The following is a 20,809-nucleotide window of genomic DNA, read 5'->3' as shown; positions in this document are numbered from 1 at the left end:
TCAGTCATTCCACTGGAGGAGCGGCGTTCCATGCGCCCTCCTCCAGACAGAGAGGAAACGCGGAAACCAGGAGTGGGCCACGGCACCCTTGTAGGCCCAGGTGCGATACTTCAGGCCCCACTCCGAGATCAGTTCCTGATAGCCGCCGTGGACTTCGGTTGCGGTGCGAATGTCCTTCAGAATTCCCTGGGCGCAGGAACGGTAGGTATCGCTGCACGAGAATTCATCATAGTCCAGCATGCGATCCGCGAATTCGACGTTGAACGTCGGCCAGGAGGAACGTCCCTGATAGGCGGGAGCCGCGATCTTGTGGATCATCTTGTTCCGCGGATTATCCGCGGACACCAGGAAGTGGAATGTGCCGGGGATGCGAAAGCGCGGCTCCGCAAGGATCAGATCCGCCGTGGCTGCGAACAGCGCGCGCTCGGCCGGCTCGTTCATATCCCAGAAGCCGCGATGCACACTGACGAAATCCAGCGCGACCGCGGACACCGGCGAGCGCGTGGGGCCATCCAGGGAATGCCTGATATAGCCACCCTTGCCGAACAGGCGGAGCAGGTCCCCCTTGTACTGCGCCAGGTCGCGTCCGAGCCGCCGCTTCAGCTCGTTCTCGTCGACGATTCCAAGCCGCACGCCCCACACGAATGTCGTGTAGACGCAGGCATTGGTGACGAAACGCCTGCGCTCGGCGCGCGTGTCCGTTGCCGCAGAGCGCGGAGCACTGGCATCGCACAGCAAATACGTAGAGCCATCATCATTGAACGGCTCGAGCTCGCTTGCGAGCTGGAGGATCGCGCGGTTCAGATCACCGCAATATTCGGCCAGCAGCAGGCGACCGGCATGCACGCATTGCGACATCGCCAGATAGGACGACGCTCTCTCCTCGGCAGAGATCATCTGCCGCAGGCCGGCCAGAATGCCGAGCAGCGTATCCGAAGGGCGCGAGAAATAGTTCACGCCGAGATACCGGGCGCGCCCCGCCGGGACGATCGTCGTCGTGACGACGTTGGCGCGAACCGCTTCCAGCAGCAGGCGGACGCTCTTTTCGAGCAGACGAGCCCGGCGCACCGCATCCTGCGAATCCAGGATAGTGTCGGGATCGAGGATGTCGGGATAGAACCAGGCAAAGTCGCGCGGATAGTACGCAGAAGCGTGCGGCGCGCCCGTAACGAGAAAGGACTCAGATACCGCAAAAGCACTGTCCATCGAGTGCCGGTAAAGGTCCTCGATAGCCGTGAACGGATGATGCGACTTCCTCAGGAATCGATCACCCAGAAAGTTCACCGCCTGAAGCGCGCTGGCAACGAAGGTCGCCGCCATACCCTGGTAAAATCGGTTTTCGCCATGGGATGGAAAAGAGATGCCGCTGTTCATACGCGCCGTCGAATGGGTCTCGTGGTCCGGCGGGAGGCCGTCGCGGCTCCAGACCTGTCTGATTCGTGTCTCTATCCCGTGACTTGCGGGCTCAGTTTAGCCTTCCCGCGGCCGAAAATTCTCGATCAGCCCCAGCAACACTCGCGCGCCGGCGTCGGCATCGGCGAGCTCGACATGCTCGTCGGGGTGATGGCTGATTCCGCCGCGGCAGCGAACGAAGATCATGCCGACGTCGGCAATGTCGATCATGGCCATGCCGTCATGCCCCGCCCCGCTCGGCAGCTCGAACACGGAAAAACCTTCCGCTTTGATCGCCTGCGCGATCTGCTCCTTGAGCCAGGGCGCGCAGGGCGCGGTGCGGTTCTCGTGGGTGACGTCGAGCTGAAGTGTCAATTGGCGGCGCTTTGCGATGGCCTCGATCTGCCTCACGACATCGGCGACCGCGCGCTTGCGGTGCATGTCGGTCGGCGCCCGCATATCGATGGTGAACGACACCTCGCCCGGGATGACGTTGGTCGCGCCGGGCCTCGCCTGGATGTAGCCGACGGTGCCGACCAGCCCACCCTCGTCGGTGCGGCAAAACTGCTCGATCGCACCGATGCATTCGGCCGCGCCCGCCAACGCATCGCGCCGGAGTGCCATCGGCACCGTGCCTGCGTGCCCCGCCATGCCGGTCAGCCGCGCGGCAAGCCGTGTCGCGCCCGCGATCGCAGTGACAACTCCGACGGGGAGGTTTTGCGTTTCCAGCACCGGCCCCTGCTCGATGTGCAGCTCGAAATAGGCAAGCAGCTCGCGCCGGGCCCGCGCGGCCGCGCCGATATGATCGGGGTCGAGCCCGAACTGCACCAGCGCATCGCGCATCGCGACGCCATCGCTGTCGCGTGTGTTGAGGACGCTTTCGTCAAAAGTGCCGGCCACGGCGCGGCTGCCGAGCAGGGTCGAGGCAAAGCGTACCCCTTCCTCATCCGCAAAACCGACGATTTCGATCGCGAATGGCAGGCGCTTGCCGCGGCGGTTGAGATCGGCGACGCAGGCGATCGCCGTGATCACGCCCAACGGCCCGTCCCATTTGCCGGCATCGCGCACGGTGTCGTAGTGCGAGCCGAGCATCAGGCAGGGCGCGCCCGGCCGCTCCCCTTCGTAGCGCCCGCAGACATTCCCGATCGCGTCGAGACGTGCACTCATACCGGCGTCGTGCATCCAGCTCAGGATGAGGTCCGCGGCCTTGCGCAGCTCGCCGGTCAGATAGATGCGGGTGAGCTTGTCGCCTTCTTCCGAGATCGCCGCGAGCTCGTTGATTCTTCGCACGATCTCTTCGCCGAGCGAACCATTATGAACGGCGGTACCAGCAGCCATCTCGGCGGGCTTTCCATCTCTTGGGACCGCGGCGACGGCGGTCCTGGCGGCAATCGATTCAAGTTCGGTGCCAGCGAAATCACGCTGTCGACATCGTTCCGATCAGCGCGTGGTTAGCATGAATGCGGTTGCCGGCAGACCACCCGACCCTCGTCATGCACATGTCCAAGCCGGTTAAGACTGCTTAACTCCATTGCATACAATTATAAAATACTGCCTATATTTTCATCTGCTGCTTTCCTGATCAAGCTCGGATCACCGAAAATAGGAAATTGCTCTCAATAACTTAAGTGGAAATCCTCCCTCGGTAGCCTCTGGCACGAAGCTTGCGACAATCTATCCCGGGCTCCGCCAGACCGGCGCAGCGCGAGATGAGGCGGTGCATCCGCCAAGGGGAGCAAGCAATGGAATTTGGCAGGGTCTCACGACGTCATTTGTTGCAGGGCGGCGCGGCCGTCACCCTCGGTGCGGCGACGGGCATTCGTCCGGCCTTCGCGGCCGAGACCACCATCGGATTCATCTACGTCGGCTCGCGGGACGACTATGGCTACAACCAGGCGCATGCGCAGGGCGCGGCGGCGCTGAAGAAGATTCCCGGCCTCAAAGTCGTGGAAGAAGAGAAGGTGCCGGAGACCGACGCGGTCGAGAAGACGATCGAGTCCATGATCAATCTCGACGGCGCCACCCTGCTCTTCCCGACCTCGTTCGGCTACTACAATCCTCACATGGTCAAGATGGCCAACAAATTCCCGAAGCTGCACTTCGAGCACTGCGGCGGCCTGTGGAGCGACAAGGACCCGAAAAACGCCGGCAGCTATTTCGGCTACATCGATGAAGCCCAATACATCTCGGGCATCATCGCCGGCTATAGCTCCAAGAGCGGCAAGCTCGGCTTCGTCGCCGCGAAACCGATCCCGCAGGTGCTGCGCAACATCAACGCCTTCGCGCTCGGCGCGAGGCTTGCCAATCCCAAGGCCACCACGCAAGTGATCTTCACTGGTGACTGGTCGATGCCGGTCAAGGAAGCCGAGGCCACCAACAGCCTGATCGATCAGGGCGTCGACGTACTGACCTGCCATGTCGACGGTCCGAAGACCATGGTCGAGAACGCCGCGCGTCGGGGCGCCATGGTGTGCGGCTATCACGTCAACCAGTCGCCGCTCGCGCCAAAAGCGTATCTCACGGGCGCCGAGTGGAACTGGGAAGCGCTGTACCCCAAGTTCGTCAAGATGATCGCCGCCGGCGAGAGCATTCCGAACTTCTATCGCGGCGGCCTCAAGGAGGAGATCGTCAAGACCTCGCCCTATGGCGAAGCGGTCTCCGCCGAGGCGCGCAAGCACGCCGACCACGTCAAGGCCAAGTTCTTGTCCGGTGACGGCTACGCCATCTTCAAGGGAGGGCTGGTCGATAACAAGGGCAAGACGGTGATCGCGGCCGGCACCGATCGCGGCCAGAAGGATCCCGAACTCGAGAAGATGGACTATCTCGTGGAGGGCGTGGTCGGGGCGACTTCGTGACGACGGAAGCTGCAGATCTCGCTGAAGCGGTCGGGACCGTTGCCCCGGCCGCCGATCCGGGATTCCTCCAGCGTCACGGCGGAGCGATCGAATATATCCTGATCCCGGGCGCGGCGCTGGCCGGCGCGCTCGGGGTCTTCGGCATCTTCGTCGCAATGTTCGGCAAGAGCCCGCTCGACCTCTATTTCTACATGTACTACGGCGCGTTCGGCACCTGGTTCTCATGGCAGAACACGTTGACGCGCGCGGCGCCGCTGATCCTTACCGCACTCTGCACGGCGCTGCCCGCGCAGCTCGGCATGGTCATCATCGGCGGCGAAGGCGCACTCCTGATCGGCGCGCTGTCGGCAACCAGCGCAGCACTGGTGCTTCAGGGCATGCCGCCGCTCATCGTGCAGATCGCCATGGTCGTCGCCGGCGTGATCGGCGGCGGCCTCTGGGTCATGCTTTCGGGCGCGCTACGGCAATATCGCGGCGTCAACGAAACCATCTCGAGCCTGCTGCTCGTCTATATCGCGCTCGCGGTCCTCAACCATCTCGTCGAAGGCGCAATGCGCGACCCCGGCAGCCTGAACAAGCCGTCGACCCGCGAGATCGGCGCGGCCAACATGATCGGATCGATCCCCGGCACCGATGTGCATTGGGGTCTCGTGTTCGGCCTGATCGCCGCGTTCGCCGCCTATATCCTGATCTATCACACTGTGTTTGGCTTCGCCGCGCGTGTTGCCGGCGGCAACATCCGCGCTGCGAAGATCGTCGGTCTCAATGTCAGCAAGCTGATCCTGATCGTCTGCTTCCTCGCCGGCGGCGCCGCGGGCCTTGCAGGCATGGTCGAGGTCGCCGCGGTGCAGGGGCGCACCAACGCGAACCTCGCCGCAGGCTACGGCTTCACAGGGATTCTCGTCGCCTTCCTGGCGCGGCAAAATCCGCTCGCCATTATCCCCGTCGCGATCCTGCTCGGTGGTATCAGCGCCAGCGGCGGGCTGTTGCAGCGCCGCCTCGGATTGCCGGATGCATCCGTGCTAGTGCTGCAAGGCATCATCTTCGTCTTCGTGCTGGCCAGCGATGCGCTCTACGGCCGCATCGGGTTTCTGAAGGGAAAGTCCTGAGATGGCAGACGGCTCGATCGGACTCTGGACGGTCCCGCTCGCCGTGCTCGGCGGCGCCATTCGCGTCTCGACCCCGTTCCTGTTCGTGAGCCTGGGCGAATGCATCACCGAGCGCTCCGGCCGCATCAATCTCGGCCTCGAAGGCACGCTGGTGATGGGCGCGATGAGCGCCTACGGGATTTCCTACCTTACGGGATCGCCGTGGCTCGGCGTGCTCGCCGCTGGCTTCACCGGCGCGCTTCTGGGCGCGCTGCATGCCGGCATCTGCTCGCTGCCGCGTGTCAACGACGTCGCGGTTGGCATCGCCTTGATGCTGTTCGGCACCGGGCTTGCCTTCTATCTCGGCAAGCCGCTGATCGAGCCCACCGCGCCGCGGCTGCCCGCGATCGATTTCGGCTGGTGGAGCGACATTCAACAGGTGCGCGCGGCACTACGGGTCAACGTGTTGTTCCTGATTGGTGTCGCGCTCGCCCCAACTCTCTACTGGGCCTTCCGGACCACGCGCTGGGGCCTCCTGATCCGCACCGCCGGCGAGAGTTCGGACGCCGCGCGTGCGATGGGCCACTCCGTGCTGTTGATCCGCTTGCGCGCGACCATGGTCGGCGGCTTCCTCGCCGGCATCGGTGGCTCCTTTCTGTCGCTGTTCTATCCCGGAAGCTGGAACGAGGGCCTGTCCTCGGGCCAGGGCATCACGGCCGTGGCGCTCGTGATCTTCGCGCGCTGGGACCCCTTGCTGTGTCTGTGGGCCTCGCTCGCTTTCGGTGGCGCCGCAGCGCTGGGACCCGCGTTGCAATCGGTCGGCGTCACCTCCGGCTACCACCTCTTCAACGCAGCCCCCTACCTCCTGACGCTGGCGATCATGATCATCACCTGCTCGCCGAAACGCACGTTGACCGGAGCCCCGGCCGAATTGTCGATCACCCGCTAGAGAGCGAAATCATGCCCGAGCGCACCATCAAGTCCGAACCCTATGCATGGCCCTATAACGGCGATCTGCGCCCCGAGAACACCGCGCTCATCATCATCGACATGCAGACCGATTTCTGCGGCGTCGGCGGCTATGTGGACAAGATGGGCTATGATCTCTCACTGACGCGGGCGCCGATCGAGCCGATCAAGAAACTGCTCACGGCAATGCGCGCTCAAGGCTTTCACATCATCCATACCCGCGAAGGCCACCGTCCCGATCTCTCTGATCTTCCTGCCAACAAGCGCTGGCGTTCCCGGCAGATCGGCGCCGGCATCGGCGATCCCGGCCCATGCGGCCGGATCCTGGTGCGCGGCGAGCCCGGGTGGGACATCATCCCCGAGCTCGCGCCGCTGCCCGGCGAACCCATCATCGACAAGCCCGGCAAGGGTTCGTTCTGCGCCACCGATCTGGAGCTGATCCTGCGCGTGCGCGGCATCGAGAACATCGTGCTCACTGGCATCACCACCGACGTCTGCGTTCACACCACCATGCGAGAGGCCAACGACCGCGGCTTCGAATGCGTGCTGTTGCATGACTGCTGCGGTGCGACCGACAAGAGCAACCACGAGCACGCGCTGAAGATGATCAAAATGCAGGGTGGCGTGTTTGGCGCGGTCTCGACCGCCGACGCCTTCATCGGAGCGATTTCGTGATCGTCGGCGAAACGTCGCCGCCATCGGGCGCCTTCGGCGTCGATGCCATCGCCATGAGCATGCGTTTCGGTGATTTCCTGGCGCTGGACAATGTCGCGCTGAAAGTGCGGCCGGGTTCGTTCCATGCGCTGCTCGGCGAGAACGGCGCCGGCAAGTCGACGCTCGTCAAATGCATTATGGGCTATTACCACGCCACCGAGGGTGACATTCTCGTCGGCGGGCGCGAGCAGGCGATCGGCAATCCGAAGGACGCCCACGCCCTCGGCCTCGGCATGGTCTACCAGCATTTCACGCTGGTGCCGGCGATGACGGTCGCCGAAAATCTGGTGCTGGCGCGCGATGACGTGCCGGCTGTCGTGAACTGGCCGAAAGAGATGAAGGAGCTCGAGGCCTTTCTCGCGCGCATGCCATTCAAGGTACCGCTCAGCGCAAAGGTCTCCGACATCTCCGCGGGCGAGCGCCAGAAATGCGAGATCCTCAAGCAGCTCTACCTGAAGCGTCGCTTCCTGATCCTGGACGAGCCGACCTCGGTGCTGACCCCGGCGGAAGCCGACGAGGTGCTTGGCATGCTCCGCGACATGGTCGTCAAGGGCGAGCTGACCATCCTGATGATCACGCACAAGTTCCGCGAGGTCATGGCCTTCGCCGACGACGTTACGATCCTGCGCCGCGGCAAGCTCGCCGGCGCCGGCAAGGTGTCCGAACTGACGCCGGACGCCATGGCGCGCACCATGATCGGCGCCGAGGAGCTGACGCTACAGCCGCCGCGCACCGGTGAGGCCGGCAAGGCGAGGCTGGAGCTGGCGAAGATGCGCGCGCGCGACGACGCCGGCGCCATCGCCGTGCACGACGTCTCCCTTACGGTCCGTGCCGGCGAGATCGTCGGCATCGCCGGCGTCTCCGGCAACGGCCAGCGCCAGCTCGTCGAGGTGCTGGCCGGGCAGCGCGGGGCTGAGAGTGGCGAGATCCGCGTCGCCGGCGATCCCTATCACGCCAGCCGCGAGGAGATGCGGCGGCACAATATGTCACTCCTGCCGGAGGAGCCGCTGAAGAACGCCTGTGTCGGCGGCATGAGCGTCGCCGACAACATCGCCTTCCGCGAATTCGACCGCGCGCCTTTCGCTAGCCTCGGCTGGTGGCTCAACCGCGGTGCCTTCCGCGTCGACGCGCGGAAGAAGATCGCCCAGTACAAGATCAAGACCCGCACGCCCGACACGCCGATCTCGGCGCTGTCGGGCGGCAATGTCCAGCGCGCCGTGCTGGCCCGTGAGCTCGGCGGCGACGTCGAGGTGCTGATCGCGGCCAATCCCTGCTTCGGGCTCGATTTCGCGGCGGTGGCGCAAATCCATGCCGAGATCATGGCCGCGCGCAACCGCGGCGCCGCGGTGCTGTTGGTCAGCGAGGACCTCGACGAACTCCTTGAACTCTCCGATCGGCTGGTGGTGATGTTCCACGGCGAATTCGTGTATGAAGCACGGACCAGCGAAGCCGATCTCACCGTGGTCGGCCGGCACATGGCGGGGCATTGACCAGGGAAGAGCGATGAGCGGCGGGTCCGAGCGTGACGAGCACTTCCTTCGCCTTTCCTTCGCGGTCGCCCGCCGTTCCCTCACGCACGGCAACCATCCCTTCGGCTGCATCGTGGTCGATGCCGAGGGCAAGGTCCTGATCGAGGCCGAGAACGGCTACATGCCGGATCACGACGGCACCGCGCATGCCGAGCGCCTCGCCGCCACGCAGGCCTGCCGCACGCTTGGCCGCGAGGTGTTGGCGAGAGCCACGCTCTATTCCTCCGCCGAGCCCTGCGCGATGTGCGCCGGCGCGATCTACTGGGCCGGCATCGGCCGTGTCGTCTATGGCCTCAGCGAGCACCGCCTGCGCGGCATCACCGGCGATCATCCGGAGAACCCGACGCTCGACTTGCCCTGTCGCGAAGTCTTTGCCAGCGGCCAGCGGCCGACAGAGGTTGCGGGGCCGCTGCTCGAAGACGAGGCCGAAGCGCTGCACGACGGCGTGTGGACGAAGTAGCAAACACCAATTCAATTTCGTAGAGCGGATTGCGCCTACGGCTCATCCCCTACCGTCCTGCCCACAAACGAAGATGACGCCGCGGAGGTTTGACGCGGCGCCATCGTCGTTCACCTGAAGCGTGTCAGGGGGCTAGAATTTCACAGTGACACCGGAGTAGAGCGAGGACTCGGTGCAGGAGCCGGTGCTCACCCTCGCGCCACCGGCCAAAGTAGTGCAGGCCACGGCGTTGTTGTGATCGAGGCCGAACTTGTTCTGCCAATAGCGATAGGCGACCCAGACGTCGACGAAGTGCGAGTACTTATCACCCCAAATCGCCTTCGAGGCATCGAGGGTCAGGCGGATCGGCTCGGAGTTGAACTCGACCTTGGTGGGATAGACGCCGTTGGCGACGCTGGCGGGAAGCGGCTCAGTGTCGGTGCCCTTCTTGCCATACCACGCCGCGCGGCCGCTGATCGAGAAATACTGCATGTTCTGCGGCAGGAAGCCGAGGTCCATATAGTAATTGGTTTCGATCGCCCAGGTCGGCTTGAACGACGTGTTGCCGTCGGCAATACATGGAGCGGACCAGCCGGCGCCGCACTGCGAGAAGGAGTTGTGGTTGGCGAACTCCCAATACACCAGCGGCGCGACGTTGAAGTAGCCCTTATAGGGGAGATCGAAGGCGAACTGCAGACCGGCGACAACGTCGCGCTTGGCGGCGCCGAAATACCGGTTCTCCGTGTTGGCATCCATGCCAATCTCGAACGAGATATTGTGCAGCGGGCCCTGCGTGAAGGCCTTGGTGTTGAAGATCTCGTTCCAGCCGAAGGTCGAGCGGAAAAGACCGTAGATTTCTGTCGCGCCGGCACAGCTCGTCGACGTCGCAGCGAAGCCCGCAGCCGGCGAAACGACCACGCCTGTGGCGGTACACGGGCCGGCCGGATCGTTGTGGTCCGACTTGAACATCGAGATGGTGAAGAAGTTGGTGCCGTAGGTCCAGGCATCGAAGTGGGTGAAGGAGTAGACCTGCTTCGTCGTCTTGGCGTTGATCACGCCGTTGGTGTTGGTGAACGCACCGGGCTGCGAGGCATTGAAGATGTAGGAGAAGGTGACGCGGTCGTCGATCACCAGGAAGAACGGAAGGTCGGCCGCCTTCTTGGCAGCCTTGACCGGCAGATCCGCCGCCTGAGCCAGGCCACCGGTAGCAACCGTAGCAAGTGACAGCGCGCCTGCTGCAATTGCCTTGAAACGAAACGACATCCTGAATACCCCCAAGTTTGGACACGTAAAAATGAACGTCCCTTGGGTGCGACACTTGCGCCGATCTCCCGGAGTGAGAAGCCTCAACTTGTTTCAAGGCATGCCGCTTGTTTGCACAGGGCGCGGCGTTTCACCGGCCGATTTGGAAGGCCAACCTCACCGCCACGCCGTCGGCCGAGAGCGACCCATTGCCGGATATCCCCATTTGATTTCGTTCGCCTTTTCATGTCGACCGGACAAGGCAAACAAGATGGGTGGAAGCTACTGTCGCGGTGTTCGCAAATGCATACGCGTGCTGGCGCGTCTCTGCTTAACTTCACGCCAAGCCTGCATAGCGGGTTCCGATTTGGCTTGAGCCGTCACAAATTTGCAACAGGCGTCACACGCAAGCCGGGACTGCAAAGGCTGCTCGGAAGGTGTCTGAGGACGATCGCCGCCGGCGAGAGCCGAGACTCGCCGACACCTCCTGCCTGCCAAAGCGTTGAGCAAGGGATGACGCTTTTTCACACCTTACGCGGCGGTTCAAACTAGCCCAGTATTGAGGCCACTTCTCACCCCATGCAAGCGCATCAGCGAATGTTGGATCCCACGGCTAAGAGCCTGCATTCCGGCGAGTCCCCGCTCCTCAGGACGGTCGGGCTCACCAAGCGCTATGGCGATTTCCTCGCCAACGATGCCATCGACATCGATATCTGGCCAACGGAAATCCACGCGCTGCTGGGCGAGAACGGCGCCGGCAAGTCGACGCTGGTCAAGGCGATCTACGGGCTGATTCAGCCCAGCGCTGGCCAGATTTTCTGGCAGGGCCAGCCGATCGTGCTGTCCGGTCCCTCGGAAGCGCGCAGCCGCGGCATCGGCATGGTGTTCCAGCACTTCTCGTTGTTCGACAATCTCACCGTCTCCGAGAACGTCGCGCTCGGCCTCGACGGGAAAGAATCCTTCAAGGACATGTCGGCGCGGCTTGAGCAGGTGTCGAAGACTTATGGATTGCCGCTCGATCCCAAACGCGAGGTCTGGCAATTGTCGGTCGGCGAACGCCAGCGCATTGAGATCGTTCGCGCGCTGATGCAGGATCCGCAATTCCTGATCCTTGACGAGCCCACCGCGGTGCTGACGCCACAGGAAGCCGACCAGCTCTTCGTCGTGCTGGAGCGGCTCAAGGCCGAAGGTCGCGCCATCCTCTATATCAGCCACAAGCTCGAAGAGGTGAAGCGCTTGTGCGACACGGCAACGATCCTGCGCGGCGGCAAGAAGGTGGAGACCTGCAATCCCAGGCTTGAGACCGCCGCTTCGCTGGCGCGCATGATGGTCGGCGGTGAGATCAAGGAGGTGAAGGCGGCCGCCGGCCGGCAGACCACGGTGCCGCGTCTCGTCGTCAACGACCTCTCGCTCGCCCCCGGCGAAGCGCATGGCGTGCGGCTCGAGCACATCTCGTTCGAGCTGAAAGGCGGCGAGATCCTCGGCATCGCCGGGGTCGCCGGCAACGGCCAGGACGAACTTTTCGCCGCGCTGTCCGGCGAACGCCTGTCGAGGGATCCCGGCACGATCGTCATCGAAGGCCTTGCTGCCGGCCATCTCTCGATCACGCAGCGCCGCAAGCTCGGCGCGGCATTCGTTCCCGAGGAGCGGCTCGGCCACGGCACCGCGCCGCGCATGAAGCTTTCCGAGAATGCGCTTCTCACCGGGCACGCCGCCAGCGGCATGGTCCATCACGGCTTCATCGATACTGCCGCCACGCTGAAGACGGTTGACCGCGCAACCGAGACCTTCGACGTCCGCAAGGCCAAGCGCGATCCGGAAGCAGCATCCCTCTCCGGCGGCAATCTGCAGAAATTCATCGTGGGACGCGAGATCCTGCGCAATCCCGCGGTGCTGGTGGTGAGCCAGCCGACCTGGGGCGTCGACGCTGGCGCTGCCGCCGTCATCCGACAGGCGCTGCTTGATCTCGCAACCGCAGGCGCCGCCGTGCTCGTCACCAGCCAGGACCTCGACGAGCTCGCGGAAATCGCCGACCGCATCGCCGTGATGTTCCACGGCCGTCTGTCTGCGCCGCTCGCCACCAGCGAGGCAACGCGCGAAAAACTCGGTCTGTTGATGGGCGGCAGCACGCTGGAGCCGAAGGAGGCCGCGCATGCAGTTGGTGCTTGAGAAACGCGCCGAGCGCTCCAACGCGATCGCGCTGATTTCTCCGCTGATCGCGATCGGCCTCACGATCGTGACCATGGTCATCCTGTTCGCGATCCTTGGCAAGAATCCGCTGCTCGCGCTGCACGCATATTTCGTCGCGCCTTTGACCGACAGCTATTCGCTCCAGGAAATCGCGGTGAAGGCGACACCGCTGGTGATGATCGCGATCGGGCTGTCGCTCTGCTATCTCGCCAATGCCTGGAACATCGGCGCCGAAGGGCAGTTCCTGATCGGTGCAGTCGCCGGAAGCTGGATTGCGGTGAAGACGCAGGGCACCGACGCCGGTGTCTGGGTGCTGCCGGTCATGCTCGTGCTCGCCGCCGCCGCAGGCGCGCTCTACGCACTGATCCCGGCAATCTGCAAGGTGAAGTTCGGCGCCAGCGAAATCCTGACCAGCCTGATGCTGGTGTATGTCGCCGATCTCTTCCTCGACTATCTCGTGCGCGGCCCCTGGCGCGATCCGCACGGTTTCAATTTCCCGACCACCGCCGAGTTCGATCCGGTCGCGACGGTGCCGCTGCTGATCGAAGGCGGCCGGCTGCATCTGGGCGCGATCATCGCCCTGCTCGTCGTCGCGGCAGCCGCAATCCTGCTGGGACGCACCATCAAGGGCTTCGAGATCCGTGTGGTGGGCGCCGCGCCACGCGCCGCGCGGTTCGGCGGCTTCAATTCCAACCAATTGATCATCCTGACCTTCGCCGTCTCCGGCGCGCTGGCGGGCCTCGCCGGCATCATCGAGGTCGCGGGTCCGGTCGGGCATCTCCAGCCCGGCATCTCGCCGGGTTACGGTTTTACGGCGATCATCGTCGCCTTTCTCGGCCGGCTGAACCCGCTTGGAATATTAATTGCAGGCCTTTTTCTCGCGTTGACCTTTATCGGCGGCGAGCAGGCGCAGATCGCGATGAAGATCCCGTTGGACGTGACAAAGGTTTTTCAGGGCATCCTGCTGTTCTACGTGCTCGCCTGCGATTCCCTCATCCTCTACCGCTTCAAGCTGGTTTTCCCGAACCGACAGGTGGCTCGTGGAACTCATTGAAGCCATCATCCTCGCGGTGCTCGCCGCCTCGACGCCGCTCCTGATCGCGGCGACCGGCGAGCTCGTGACCGAGCGCTCCGGTGTGCTCAATCTCGGCGTCGAGGGCATGATGATCGTCGGCGCCGCATGTGGCTTTGCAGGTGCGTGGTTGACCGGCTCGATCTTTATCGGCGCACTGTTCGGCATCGTCGCCGGCACGTTGATATCACTGGTCTTCGCACTGATGGCGCTCGGGCTTGCGGTCAACCAGGTTGCGACAGGGCTGGCGCTGACCATCCTGGGTGTCGGACTCTCCGGCCTGATCGGCGCTGGCTTCGTCGGCGAGCGCATCACGCCGGCGCTGCATCTCAACATTCCCGGTCTCACGGATATTCCGCTGGTTGGCCGCGTGTTGTTCGGCGAGGACGCCTTCGTCTATTTCTCGCTGGCGCTGGTCATCGGCGTCTGGTGGTTCCTGTACCGTACGCGGCCGGGATTGATCCTGCGCGCCTGCGGCGACAACCACGTGTCTGCGCATGCGCTCGGCTATCCCGTGCTGCGCATCCGCACCTTAGCGGTGATGTTCGGCGGCGCCTGCGCAGGACTTGCCGGCGCTTATCTGCCGCTCGCCTATACGCCCTTCTTCATTCCGGGCATGACCGCAGGCCGCGGCTGGATCGCGCTGGCGCTGGTGGTGTTCTCGTCCTGGCGGCCGGGCCGCCTCGTGGTCGGCGCGTATCTGTTCGGCGCGGTGACGATCCTGCAGCTGCACGCGCAGGGCTGGGGCGTCGGCATTCCCTCGCAGTTGATGTCGGCGCTGCCTTATCTTTCGACTGTCATCGTCTTGGTCCTGCTCTCCCGCGCGCGCACGGGTGGATCGACCGCACCGGCTGCGCTTGGCACCGTGTTCGTGCCTGACCGCTAGCGTTTCATCTCCGCACCGTGCGCGATGGGGCGCGCACGTTGCGGATCATGGCTTTCCCCTGATGTTTGGAGATTGATGATGAGGAAATCACTTCTTGCGCTGGCCGCCGGGCTCTTGCTTGCCGGGAGCGTCGGTGCAGCCTCCGCCGCCGACAAGCTGAAAGTCGGGTTTATCTACCTCGGCCCGGTCGGTGACCTCGGCTGGACCTATCAGCATGAGCTGGCACGCCAGGCGCTGGTGAAGGAGCTCGGCGACAAGATCGAGACCACTTTCCTCGAAAACGTGCCTGAAGGCCCCGACGCCGAGCGCTCCATCGAGCAGCTCGTCCGCGCCGGCAACAAGCTGATCTTCACCACCTCGTTCGGCTACATGGATCCGACGCTGAAGGTTGCGAAGAAATATCCGAACGTGCATTTCGAGCACGCGACCGGATACAAGCGCAACCCGAACATGTCGACTTATTCGGCCAAATGGTACCAGGGCCGCTACATCCAGGGCCTGATCGCGGCCAAGATGTCGAAGTCCGGCGTGCTCGGCTATATCGGCTCGTTCCAGATTCCCGAGGTCGTCTCCGGCATCAACGCGACGATCCTCGCCGCGCAGACCATCAATCCGAACATCAAGGTCAAGATCATCTGGGCCAACACCTGGTTCGACCCGGGCAAGGAGGCCGACGCCGCCAAGGCGCTGATCGACCAGGGCGCCGACATCATCATGCAACACACGGATTCGCCGGCGGCAATGCAGATCGCCAGCGAACGCGGCAAGCTCGCCTTCGGCCAGGATTCCGAGATGATCAAGTTCGGGCCGAAGACCCAGCTGACCTCGATCCTCGACACCTGGGGTCCCTACTACATTGCCCGCGTCAAGGCCGAGCTCGACGGAACCTGGAAATCCGACGACACATGGGGCGGCCTCGACAGCCACATGTTCGCGATGGCGCCCTACACCAATATGCCTGACGACGTGAAGAAGATCGCCGAGGATGCCCAGGCCGCGATCACCGCGGGCAAGCTGCATCCGTTCAAGTGCCCGGTCCTTGGGCAGGACGGCAAGGAGGTCGAGTGCAAGGGCGGCGCCAATCTCGACGACGGCCAGATCCTCGGCATGAATTTCTACGTCAAAGGCATCGACGACAAGCTGCCGGGCAAGTAGCACGCTTCTTGCATCGCCTAAATCACCTGCTCCTCCCGGAGGAGGTTCGGAGGGGGTGGCCAGAAGCACCCGGCACTTGTGGTCGCCCCCTCTTTCTATCTTCGCCTAGGTACTATCCCGCCTGCATGGCTCGCGCCGCCGAACTGTGGCGGTGGATGAGGTCTGCCACATCAAGACCGGGGATCGCGCCGTCGATCACGGCCCAATTCCCTGCCACCATCACTCGGTCCGCCCGATGCGCCCCGCACAGCACCAGTGCAGCCAGGGCATCGCCCTGGCCGGAGAAGCGCAGCTCGTCGAGCCTGAACAGCGCGAGATCTGCCGCCTTGCCGATGGCGATCTCGCCGAGTTCCGGCCGGCCGACGCAGGCCGCCGAGCCCTTGGTGGCCCAGCGCAGCGCATCCTTGTGACTGACCTTCGTCACCCCGTAGCGCGCCCGCTGCAGCAGAAACGCGGCCCGCACCTCCTGCATCAGGTTCGATCCGTCGTTCGAGGCCGAGCCATCGACGCCGATGCCGATGCCGACACCGGCCTCCTCCATCTCGCAGACGGGGCAGCAGCCGGAGGCCAGGAGCTGATTGCTGCAGGCGCAATGACTGATCGTCGTCTTCGCCCTGCCGAGCCGCTTCATCTCGTCTGCATTGAAGAAGATACCATGGGCGAGCCATGTCCGCGCATTGAGCCAACCGCATTGTTCGAGATAGTCGAGCGGACGGCAGCCATACATCTCCTGGCAGAACCTGTTCTCGTCCTCGGTCTCGGCAAGATGGGTATGCAGGCGCACGTCGAGCTTGTTGGCCAGATCGGCGGTGGCGCGCATCAGGGACGTCGTCACCGAGAACGGCGAGCAAGGCGCGAGCGCGATCTGCACCATCGCATCCGCGCCGCGCTGGTGGTGCCTGGCGACCACGCGCGCGCTGTCCGCGAGGATGGTGTCCTCATCCTGCACGACGCTATCGGGCGGCAGACCGCCGTCGCGCTGCGACAGGTTCATCGAGCCGCGCGTGAGCAGCACGCGCACGCCGAGCCGCCTGGCCACCGCCACCTCGATATCGACGGCGTCTTCGAGCCCTGCCGGAAATACGTAGTGATGATCCGTCGTAGTGGTGCAGCCCGACAGCAGCAGTTCGGACATCGCCACCGTGACACCGAGCTCGAGCGCATCAGGCGTCAGCTTCGCCCACACCGGATAGAGCGCCTGGAGCCAGGGAAACAGCTCGCGGTCCATCGCCGCGGGTAGCGCCCGCGTCAGTGTCTGGTAAAAATGGTGATGGGTGTTGATGAGGCCCGGCAGCACGACGTGGTCGCCAGCATCGAACACCGCGACGTCAGCGGTTGCGGGCGCAGCGCGGGCCGGCACCAGCTCGACGATCCGGCCGTCCTGCACCACGATCCCGCGCTCGGCGCCATCGGCGAGGATAGCCAGGGGATCCCTGATCCAGATCGGCTTTGCGTCGCTCATGAATCTGCTCCTCCTCACATCCGCTCCCGACAGGCCTGCAAGGCAGGGGCCGGCCTGATTGCGCTTTTGCTGCGACTTGTTGTTGCGACTTGGCGCTCGTCTTGCAAGACTTTCTCCCGGCTCGATTCACTCGTTGGAAGCGTTGGCGTCGCCATGGACTTGAATACCATCACAGCGGTCGCCCATCCGCAAACGCGCGCGCAGCTGCCCGTTTGGACGCCAGGTGATGCTTGGCTCGCGGGCGGCACCTGGCTGTTCTCGGAGCCGCAAATTCACCTGACTCGGCTCATCGATCTCACCGACCTCAAATGGCCGGCGCTAACGGTCACGGAGAGCCATTTCAGCATCGCGGCCACCTGCACCGTTGCGCAGCTCGATGGATTCACCTGCCCACCCGACTGGTTCGCGGCACCGCTGATCAACCAGTGCTGCCGCGCCTTCCTTGCTTCGTTCAAGATATGGAAGACGGCGACGGTCGGCGGCAATCTCTGCATGTCGCTGCCGGCGGGACCGATGATCTCGCTCACCGCGGCGCTGGAGGGCGTCTGCACCATCTGGAAGGTCGGCGGCGGCGAACAGATGATGCCCGTCGTCGACTTCGTCACCGGCAACCAGCGCAACCTTCTGGCGCCGGGCGACCTACTCCGGCAGATCGATATTCCGATCGCCGCGCTGAAGCGTCGTACGGCCTTCCGCCAGATCTCGCTGGCGCCGGTCGGCCGCTCGGCGGCGCTGGTGATCGGCAGTCTGGATGCCGATGGCACGCTGACGCTCACGGTCACCGCGTCGACGGTGCGGCCGATCCGGTTGTCCTTTCGCGAGGCTCGCGACGCGAAAGCGCTTCGTGAGGCCATCGCGCAGCAGATCACGGACGATCTGTACCACACCGACATCCATGGCAAGCCGCTCTGGCGCAAGCACATGACATTGCGGCTTGCCGAAGAGATCCGCGACGAACTCCTCGGAGCACCGTCGTCATGAGCTTCGAGGTCAATGGCACGACGTTTCCGCAGGAGCCACGCGCCGGCCAGTGCCTGCGCACGTTCCTGCGCGAGCTCGGCCATTTCGGCGTGAAGAAGGGCTGCGACGCCGGCGATTGCGGCGCCTGCACGGTGCTGCTCGACGGCGAGCCGGTGCATAGCTGCCTGATCCCGGCCTTCCGCGCCGAAGGTCGTGCCGTCACCACGATCGAAGGTCTGGGCGGAGACGGCGGCGCGCACCCGATGCAGCAGGCTTTCCTCGATGCGCAGGGCTTTCAATGCGGCTTCTGCACCGCCGGCATGATCCTGACCTGCGCCTCGCTGAACCAGGCGCAGCGCACCGATCTCGGCGTCGCGCTGAAGAGCAATATCTGCCGCTGCACCGGGTATCGTTCGATCGAGGATGCGTTGCTCGGCAAGACCAACATCGAGGAGAGCGTCGAGGCCGGCGCCGCATTCGGCCGCAGCCTGCCGGCGCCGGCTGGCCGCGATATCGTGCGCGGCAAGGCCCGCTACACGTTCGACACGCAGATCGACGGCCTGCTGCATATCAAGCTGCTCCGTTCGCCGCATGCCCACGCGAGGATCGTCGCAATCGACAAGTCGGAAGCGCTGAGCGTTCCCGGCGTGCAGGCGGTGCTGACGCATGAGGATGCGCCAACCACTCTGATGTCGACAGCGCGGCATGAGAAGGACTGGATGGATCCCGAGGACACTCGTGTCCTCGATGAAATCGTCCGCTTCATCGGCCAGAAGGTCGCCGCCGTCGTCGCAGACAGCGAAGCCGCCGCCGAGGATGCTTGCCGCCGGCTGAAGGTCGACTACGAAGTCCTCCCCGCGCTGATCGACCCTGAAATAGTAATGGCGCCCGGCGCACCCATCATTCATCCCGACCGCACCACCGCGAACCGCGTCGCCGACGCCCAGCGCAACCTCGCCGCGGAGACGCATGGCGAATTCGGTGACGTCGGGGCTGCGCTTGCGACATCCGCCGTCACCTTCGAGGGCACCTTCCATAGTCACCGTGTGCAGCATGCCGCTTTGGAAACCCACGGCGGCCTCGCCTGGCTCGACGCTTCCGGCGTGCTCAATGTCCGCACCTCGACGCAGGTGCCGTTCCTGACCAGGCGCGCGCTGTCTGATATCTTCGAGCTTCCCATGGACAAGGTCCGCGTGTTCTGCGAGCGCGTCGGCGGCGGCTTTGGCGGCAAGCAGGAGATGTTCGTCGAGGACATTCTGGCGCTCGCCGCGCTCAAGACCGGGCGGCCGGTGAAGCTGGAGCTCACGCGCGAGGAGCAGTTCATCGCAACCTCGACGCGGCATCCGATGCGGGTCCACGTCAAGGCCGGTGCCGACGCGGACGGCAAGCTCACCGCGCTTCAGCTCGACGTGCTCTCCAACACCGGCGCCTACGGCAATCATGCCGGCCCGGTGATGTTCCACTCGCTGGCGGAATCCATCAGCGTCTACAATTGCCCGAACAAGCGGGTCGACGGCTACGCGGTCTACACCAATACGGTGCCGGCAGGCGCGTTTCGTGGTTACGGCTTGCCGCAAACACTGATCGCGGTCGAGGCCGCGATCGACGAACTGGCCAAGCAGCTTGGCATCAGCGCTTACGAGATGCGGCGGCGCAACGTCGTCAAGCCCGGCGACCCCATGGTGTCGCCACCGCCATCGGAATTTCACGACGTGCTCTACGGCTCCTACGGGCTCGACCAGTGCCTCGACCTCGTCGAGCGCGCGATGCAGGCTGATGGCCCGCAGCCGGACCTGTCGCCGGAGTGGCTGATCGGCGACGGCGTCGCGCTCACCATGATCGACACGGTACCCCCGGCGGGCCATCTCGCGGATGCGAGGATCGCACTCAACGACGACGCCGGCTTCGACCTCACCGTCGGCACCGCCGAATTCGGCAACGGCACCAGCACCGTGCACCGGCAGATCGCGGCGACCACGCTTGCGACCACCGTCGACCGGATCCGCCTGCTCCAGTCCGACACCGCCCATGGCGGCCACGACACCGGCGCCTATGGCAGCGCCGGCATGTTCGTGGCAGGCAAGGCGACGCATGCGGCAGCCGTGCAGCTCGCAACCGAGCTGAAGGCGGCCGCCGCCGGCGCATGGCTCTGCGAAGTCGGCAGCTGCACGCTCGAGAGCGAGGCCGTCGTCAGTGGCGTACGGCGCATGTCCTTTGTCGAGCTGGCAAAGCTCGCGCGCGAGCGCGGACAGCCGTTGGCAGGCGCCGGCAATTCCGGCGGGACGCCGCGTTCGGTCGGCTTCAACGTGCAGGGCTTTCGCGTCGCCGTGAACAAGGGCACCGGCGAGCTCCGGATTCTCAGGAGCGTGCATGCGGCGGACGCCGGCGTCGTCGCCAATCCCATGCAATGCCGCGGCCAGGTCGAAGGCGGTGTCGCGCAGGCGCTCGGTGCCGCGCTCTACGAGGAGATGGTGATCGACGCGGACGGGCGCGTCGCCAACCCCAAATTTCGCGACTATCACCTGCCCTCTTTCGCCGATGTCCCCCGCACCGAGGTCTTCTTCGCCGAGACCTCCGACACGATCGGCCCGCTGGGGGCGAAGTCGATGAGCGAGAGTCCGTACAATCCGGTCGCCGCCGCGCTCGGCAACGCGATTGCCGATGCCACCGGCATCCGCTTCACGGCGCCGCCCTACAAGCCGGACCGGCTGTTTCCGGCGCTGCACGAGAAGTTCGGCAATTAACTGCCGCGATAGGTTGAATAGCTCCACGGCGTGACGAGCAGCGGCACGTGGTAGTGGCTTTCCGGCTCGCTGATCGCAAAGCGTAGCGGGATCTCGTCGAGGAACGGCGGGT

At 64.4% G+C, this 20,809-nt stretch carries 17 protein-coding genes; 12 read left to right on the top strand and 5 right to left on the bottom strand.

From position 1 onward, the window contains the following. Together IVB32_RS13355 and IVB32_RS13350 are read right to left on the bottom strand one after the other, a co-directional pair. Positions 1–1,374, bottom strand: a complete 1,374-nt coding sequence (locus IVB32_RS13355; RefSeq protein WP_247410567.1) for a hypothetical protein — start codon at positions 1,372–1,374, stop codon at positions 1–3. A 96-nt stretch (positions 1,375–1,470) separates the two neighbouring features. After that, positions 1,471–2,730, bottom strand: a complete 1,260-nt coding sequence (locus IVB32_RS13350; RefSeq protein WP_247384007.1) for an allantoate amidohydrolase — start codon at positions 2,728–2,730, stop codon at positions 1,471–1,473. A gap of 404 nt (positions 2,731–3,134) precedes the next feature. Between IVB32_RS13350 and IVB32_RS13345 the strand changes: the two genes are divergently transcribed. The 6 genes from IVB32_RS13345 to IVB32_RS13320 are packed head-to-tail and all read left to right on the top strand — an operon-like array spanning position 3,135 to position 9,007. After that, on the top strand, positions 3,135–4,247 hold the full coding sequence (locus IVB32_RS13345; RefSeq protein ID WP_247372381.1) for a BMP family ABC transporter substrate-binding protein: 1,113 nt from the start codon (positions 3,135–3,137) through the stop codon (positions 4,245–4,247). Beyond that, positions 4,244–5,356, top strand: coding sequence for an ABC transporter permease (locus tag IVB32_RS13340; RefSeq protein WP_247375636.1), 1,113 nt, complete (start codon positions 4,244–4,246; stop codon positions 5,354–5,356). Before IVB32_RS13345 ends, IVB32_RS13340 begins: the two co-directional genes overlap by 4 nt. Before the next feature lies 1 nt (position 5,357). Further along, on the top strand, positions 5,358–6,284 hold the full coding sequence (locus tag IVB32_RS13335) for an ABC transporter permease (RefSeq protein WP_247410565.1): 927 nt from the start codon (positions 5,358–5,360) through the stop codon (positions 6,282–6,284). An 11-nt stretch (positions 6,285–6,295) separates the two neighbouring features. Beyond that, a complete protein-coding gene (locus tag IVB32_RS13330; RefSeq protein ID WP_018456689.1) occupies positions 6,296–6,979 on the top strand; it encodes an isochorismatase family cysteine hydrolase in 684 nt (227 codons plus the stop codon). Continuing rightward, positions 6,976–8,508, top strand: a complete 1,533-nt coding sequence (locus tag IVB32_RS13325) for an ABC transporter ATP-binding protein (protein ID WP_247338204.1) — start codon at positions 6,976–6,978, stop codon at positions 8,506–8,508. The genes IVB32_RS13330 and IVB32_RS13325 overlap by 4 nt, the downstream gene beginning before the upstream one ends. Positions 8,509–8,521: 13 nt before the next feature. Then, positions 8,522–9,007: a nucleoside deaminase gene (locus tag IVB32_RS13320; protein WP_085361054.1), complete on the top strand. Its 486-nt coding sequence runs from the start codon at positions 8,522–8,524 to the stop codon at positions 9,005–9,007. Between the two features lie 132 nt (positions 9,008–9,139). On the opposite strand, the gene IVB32_RS13315 is transcribed toward IVB32_RS13320, so the two are convergent. Continuing rightward, on the bottom strand, positions 9,140–10,249 hold the full coding sequence (locus IVB32_RS13315; RefSeq protein ID WP_247410563.1) for a hypothetical protein: 1,110 nt from the start codon (positions 10,247–10,249) through the stop codon (positions 9,140–9,142). Between the two features lie 576 nt (positions 10,250–10,825). Between IVB32_RS13315 and IVB32_RS13310 the strand changes: the two genes are divergently transcribed. The 4 genes from IVB32_RS13310 (at position 10,826) to IVB32_RS13295 (ending at position 15,531) form a co-directional block, all read left to right on the top strand. Next, on the top strand, positions 10,826–12,397 hold the full coding sequence (locus tag IVB32_RS13310; protein WP_247410561.1) for an ABC transporter ATP-binding protein: 1,572 nt from the start codon (positions 10,826–10,828) through the stop codon (positions 12,395–12,397). Then, on the top strand, positions 12,381–13,472 hold the full coding sequence (locus IVB32_RS13305; RefSeq protein WP_247410559.1) for an ABC transporter permease: 1,092 nt from the start codon (positions 12,381–12,383) through the stop codon (positions 13,470–13,472). The genes IVB32_RS13310 and IVB32_RS13305 overlap by 17 nt, the downstream gene beginning before the upstream one ends. Further along, entirely contained in the window at positions 13,459–14,376 is a 918-nt protein-coding gene (locus IVB32_RS13300; RefSeq protein ID WP_247390827.1) for an ABC transporter permease, read from the top strand. The genes IVB32_RS13305 and IVB32_RS13300 overlap by 14 nt, the downstream gene beginning before the upstream one ends. A 78-nt stretch (positions 14,377–14,454) precedes the next feature. Beyond that, positions 14,455–15,531, top strand: coding sequence for a BMP family ABC transporter substrate-binding protein (locus IVB32_RS13295; protein ID WP_247410557.1), 1,077 nt, complete (start codon positions 14,455–14,457; stop codon positions 15,529–15,531). Positions 15,532–15,643: 112 nt separating this feature from the next. Here the strand turns inward: IVB32_RS13295 and IVB32_RS13290 are convergent, their stop codons facing one another. Next, positions 15,644–16,993: an 8-oxoguanine deaminase gene (locus IVB32_RS13290; protein ID WP_247410555.1), complete on the bottom strand. Its 1,350-nt coding sequence runs from the start codon at positions 16,991–16,993 to the stop codon at positions 15,644–15,646. Positions 16,994–17,146: 153 nt separating this feature from the next. On the opposite strand from IVB32_RS13290, the gene IVB32_RS13285 reads away from it, so the two are divergent. Continuing rightward, positions 17,147–17,974 carry an FAD binding domain-containing protein gene (locus IVB32_RS13285; protein WP_247410553.1) on the top strand — a complete coding sequence of 276 codons (828 nt, stop codon included), beginning with the start codon at positions 17,147–17,149 and terminating at the stop codon, positions 17,972–17,974. After that, a complete protein-coding gene (locus IVB32_RS13280) occupies positions 17,971–20,697 on the top strand; it encodes a molybdopterin cofactor-binding domain-containing protein (protein WP_247410552.1) in 2,727 nt (908 codons plus the stop codon). The genes IVB32_RS13285 and IVB32_RS13280 overlap by 4 nt, the downstream gene beginning before the upstream one ends. On the opposite strand, the gene IVB32_RS13275 is transcribed toward IVB32_RS13280, so the two are convergent. Then, a partial coding sequence (locus tag IVB32_RS13275; protein ID WP_247410579.1) for a hydroxyisourate hydrolase occupies positions 20,694–20,809 on the bottom strand: 116 nt, incomplete at its 5' end. The genes IVB32_RS13280 and IVB32_RS13275 overlap by 4 nt on opposite strands.

This window comes from Bradyrhizobium sp. 23, assembly GCF_023073295.1.
Taxonomy (GTDB): domain Bacteria; phylum Pseudomonadota; class Alphaproteobacteria; order Rhizobiales; family Xanthobacteraceae; genus Bradyrhizobium; species Bradyrhizobium canariense_D.
This window is presented reverse-complemented; position numbering and strand designations above follow the sequence as displayed.

What these genes read in the sequence shown, in the direction of transcription:
- IVB32_RS13335 (WP_247410565.1), top strand. Translation starts at nt 5,358, where the DNA reads ATGGCAGACGGCTCGATCGGACTCTGGACGGTCCCGCTCGCCGTGCTC.
- IVB32_RS13280 (WP_247410552.1), top strand. Translation starts at nt 17,971, where the DNA reads ATGAGCTTCGAGGTCAATGGCACGACGTTTCCGCAGGAGCCACGCGCC.
- IVB32_RS13310 (WP_247410561.1), top strand. Translation starts at nt 10,826, where the DNA reads ATGTTGGATCCCACGGCTAAGAGCCTGCATTCCGGCGAGTCCCCGCTC.
- IVB32_RS13315 (WP_247410563.1), bottom strand. Translation starts at nt 10,249, where the DNA reads ATGTCGTTTCGTTTCAAGGCAATTGCAGCAGGCGCGCTGTCACTTGCT.
- IVB32_RS13295 (WP_247410557.1), top strand. Translation starts at nt 14,455, where the DNA reads ATGAGGAAATCACTTCTTGCGCTGGCCGCCGGGCTCTTGCTTGCCGGG.
- IVB32_RS13290 (WP_247410555.1), bottom strand. Translation starts at nt 16,993, where the DNA reads ATGAGCGACGCAAAGCCGATCTGGATCAGGGATCCCCTGGCTATCCTC.
- IVB32_RS13285 (WP_247410553.1), top strand. Translation starts at nt 17,147, where the DNA reads ATGGACTTGAATACCATCACAGCGGTCGCCCATCCGCAAACGCGCGCG.
- IVB32_RS13305 (WP_247410559.1), top strand. Translation starts at nt 12,381, where the DNA reads ATGCAGTTGGTGCTTGAGAAACGCGCCGAGCGCTCCAACGCGATCGCG.
- IVB32_RS13320 (WP_085361054.1), top strand. Translation starts at nt 8,522, where the DNA reads ATGAGCGGCGGGTCCGAGCGTGACGAGCACTTCCTTCGCCTTTCCTTC.
- IVB32_RS13330 (WP_018456689.1), top strand. Translation starts at nt 6,296, where the DNA reads ATGCCCGAGCGCACCATCAAGTCCGAACCCTATGCATGGCCCTATAAC.
- IVB32_RS13350 (WP_247384007.1), bottom strand. Translation starts at nt 2,730, where the DNA reads ATGGCTGCTGGTACCGCCGTTCATAATGGTTCGCTCGGCGAAGAGATC.
- IVB32_RS13355 (WP_247410567.1), bottom strand. Translation starts at nt 1,374, where the DNA reads ATGAACAGCGGCATCTCTTTTCCATCCCATGGCGAAAACCGATTTTAC.
- IVB32_RS13345 (WP_247372381.1), top strand. Translation starts at nt 3,135, where the DNA reads ATGGAATTTGGCAGGGTCTCACGACGTCATTTGTTGCAGGGCGGCGCG.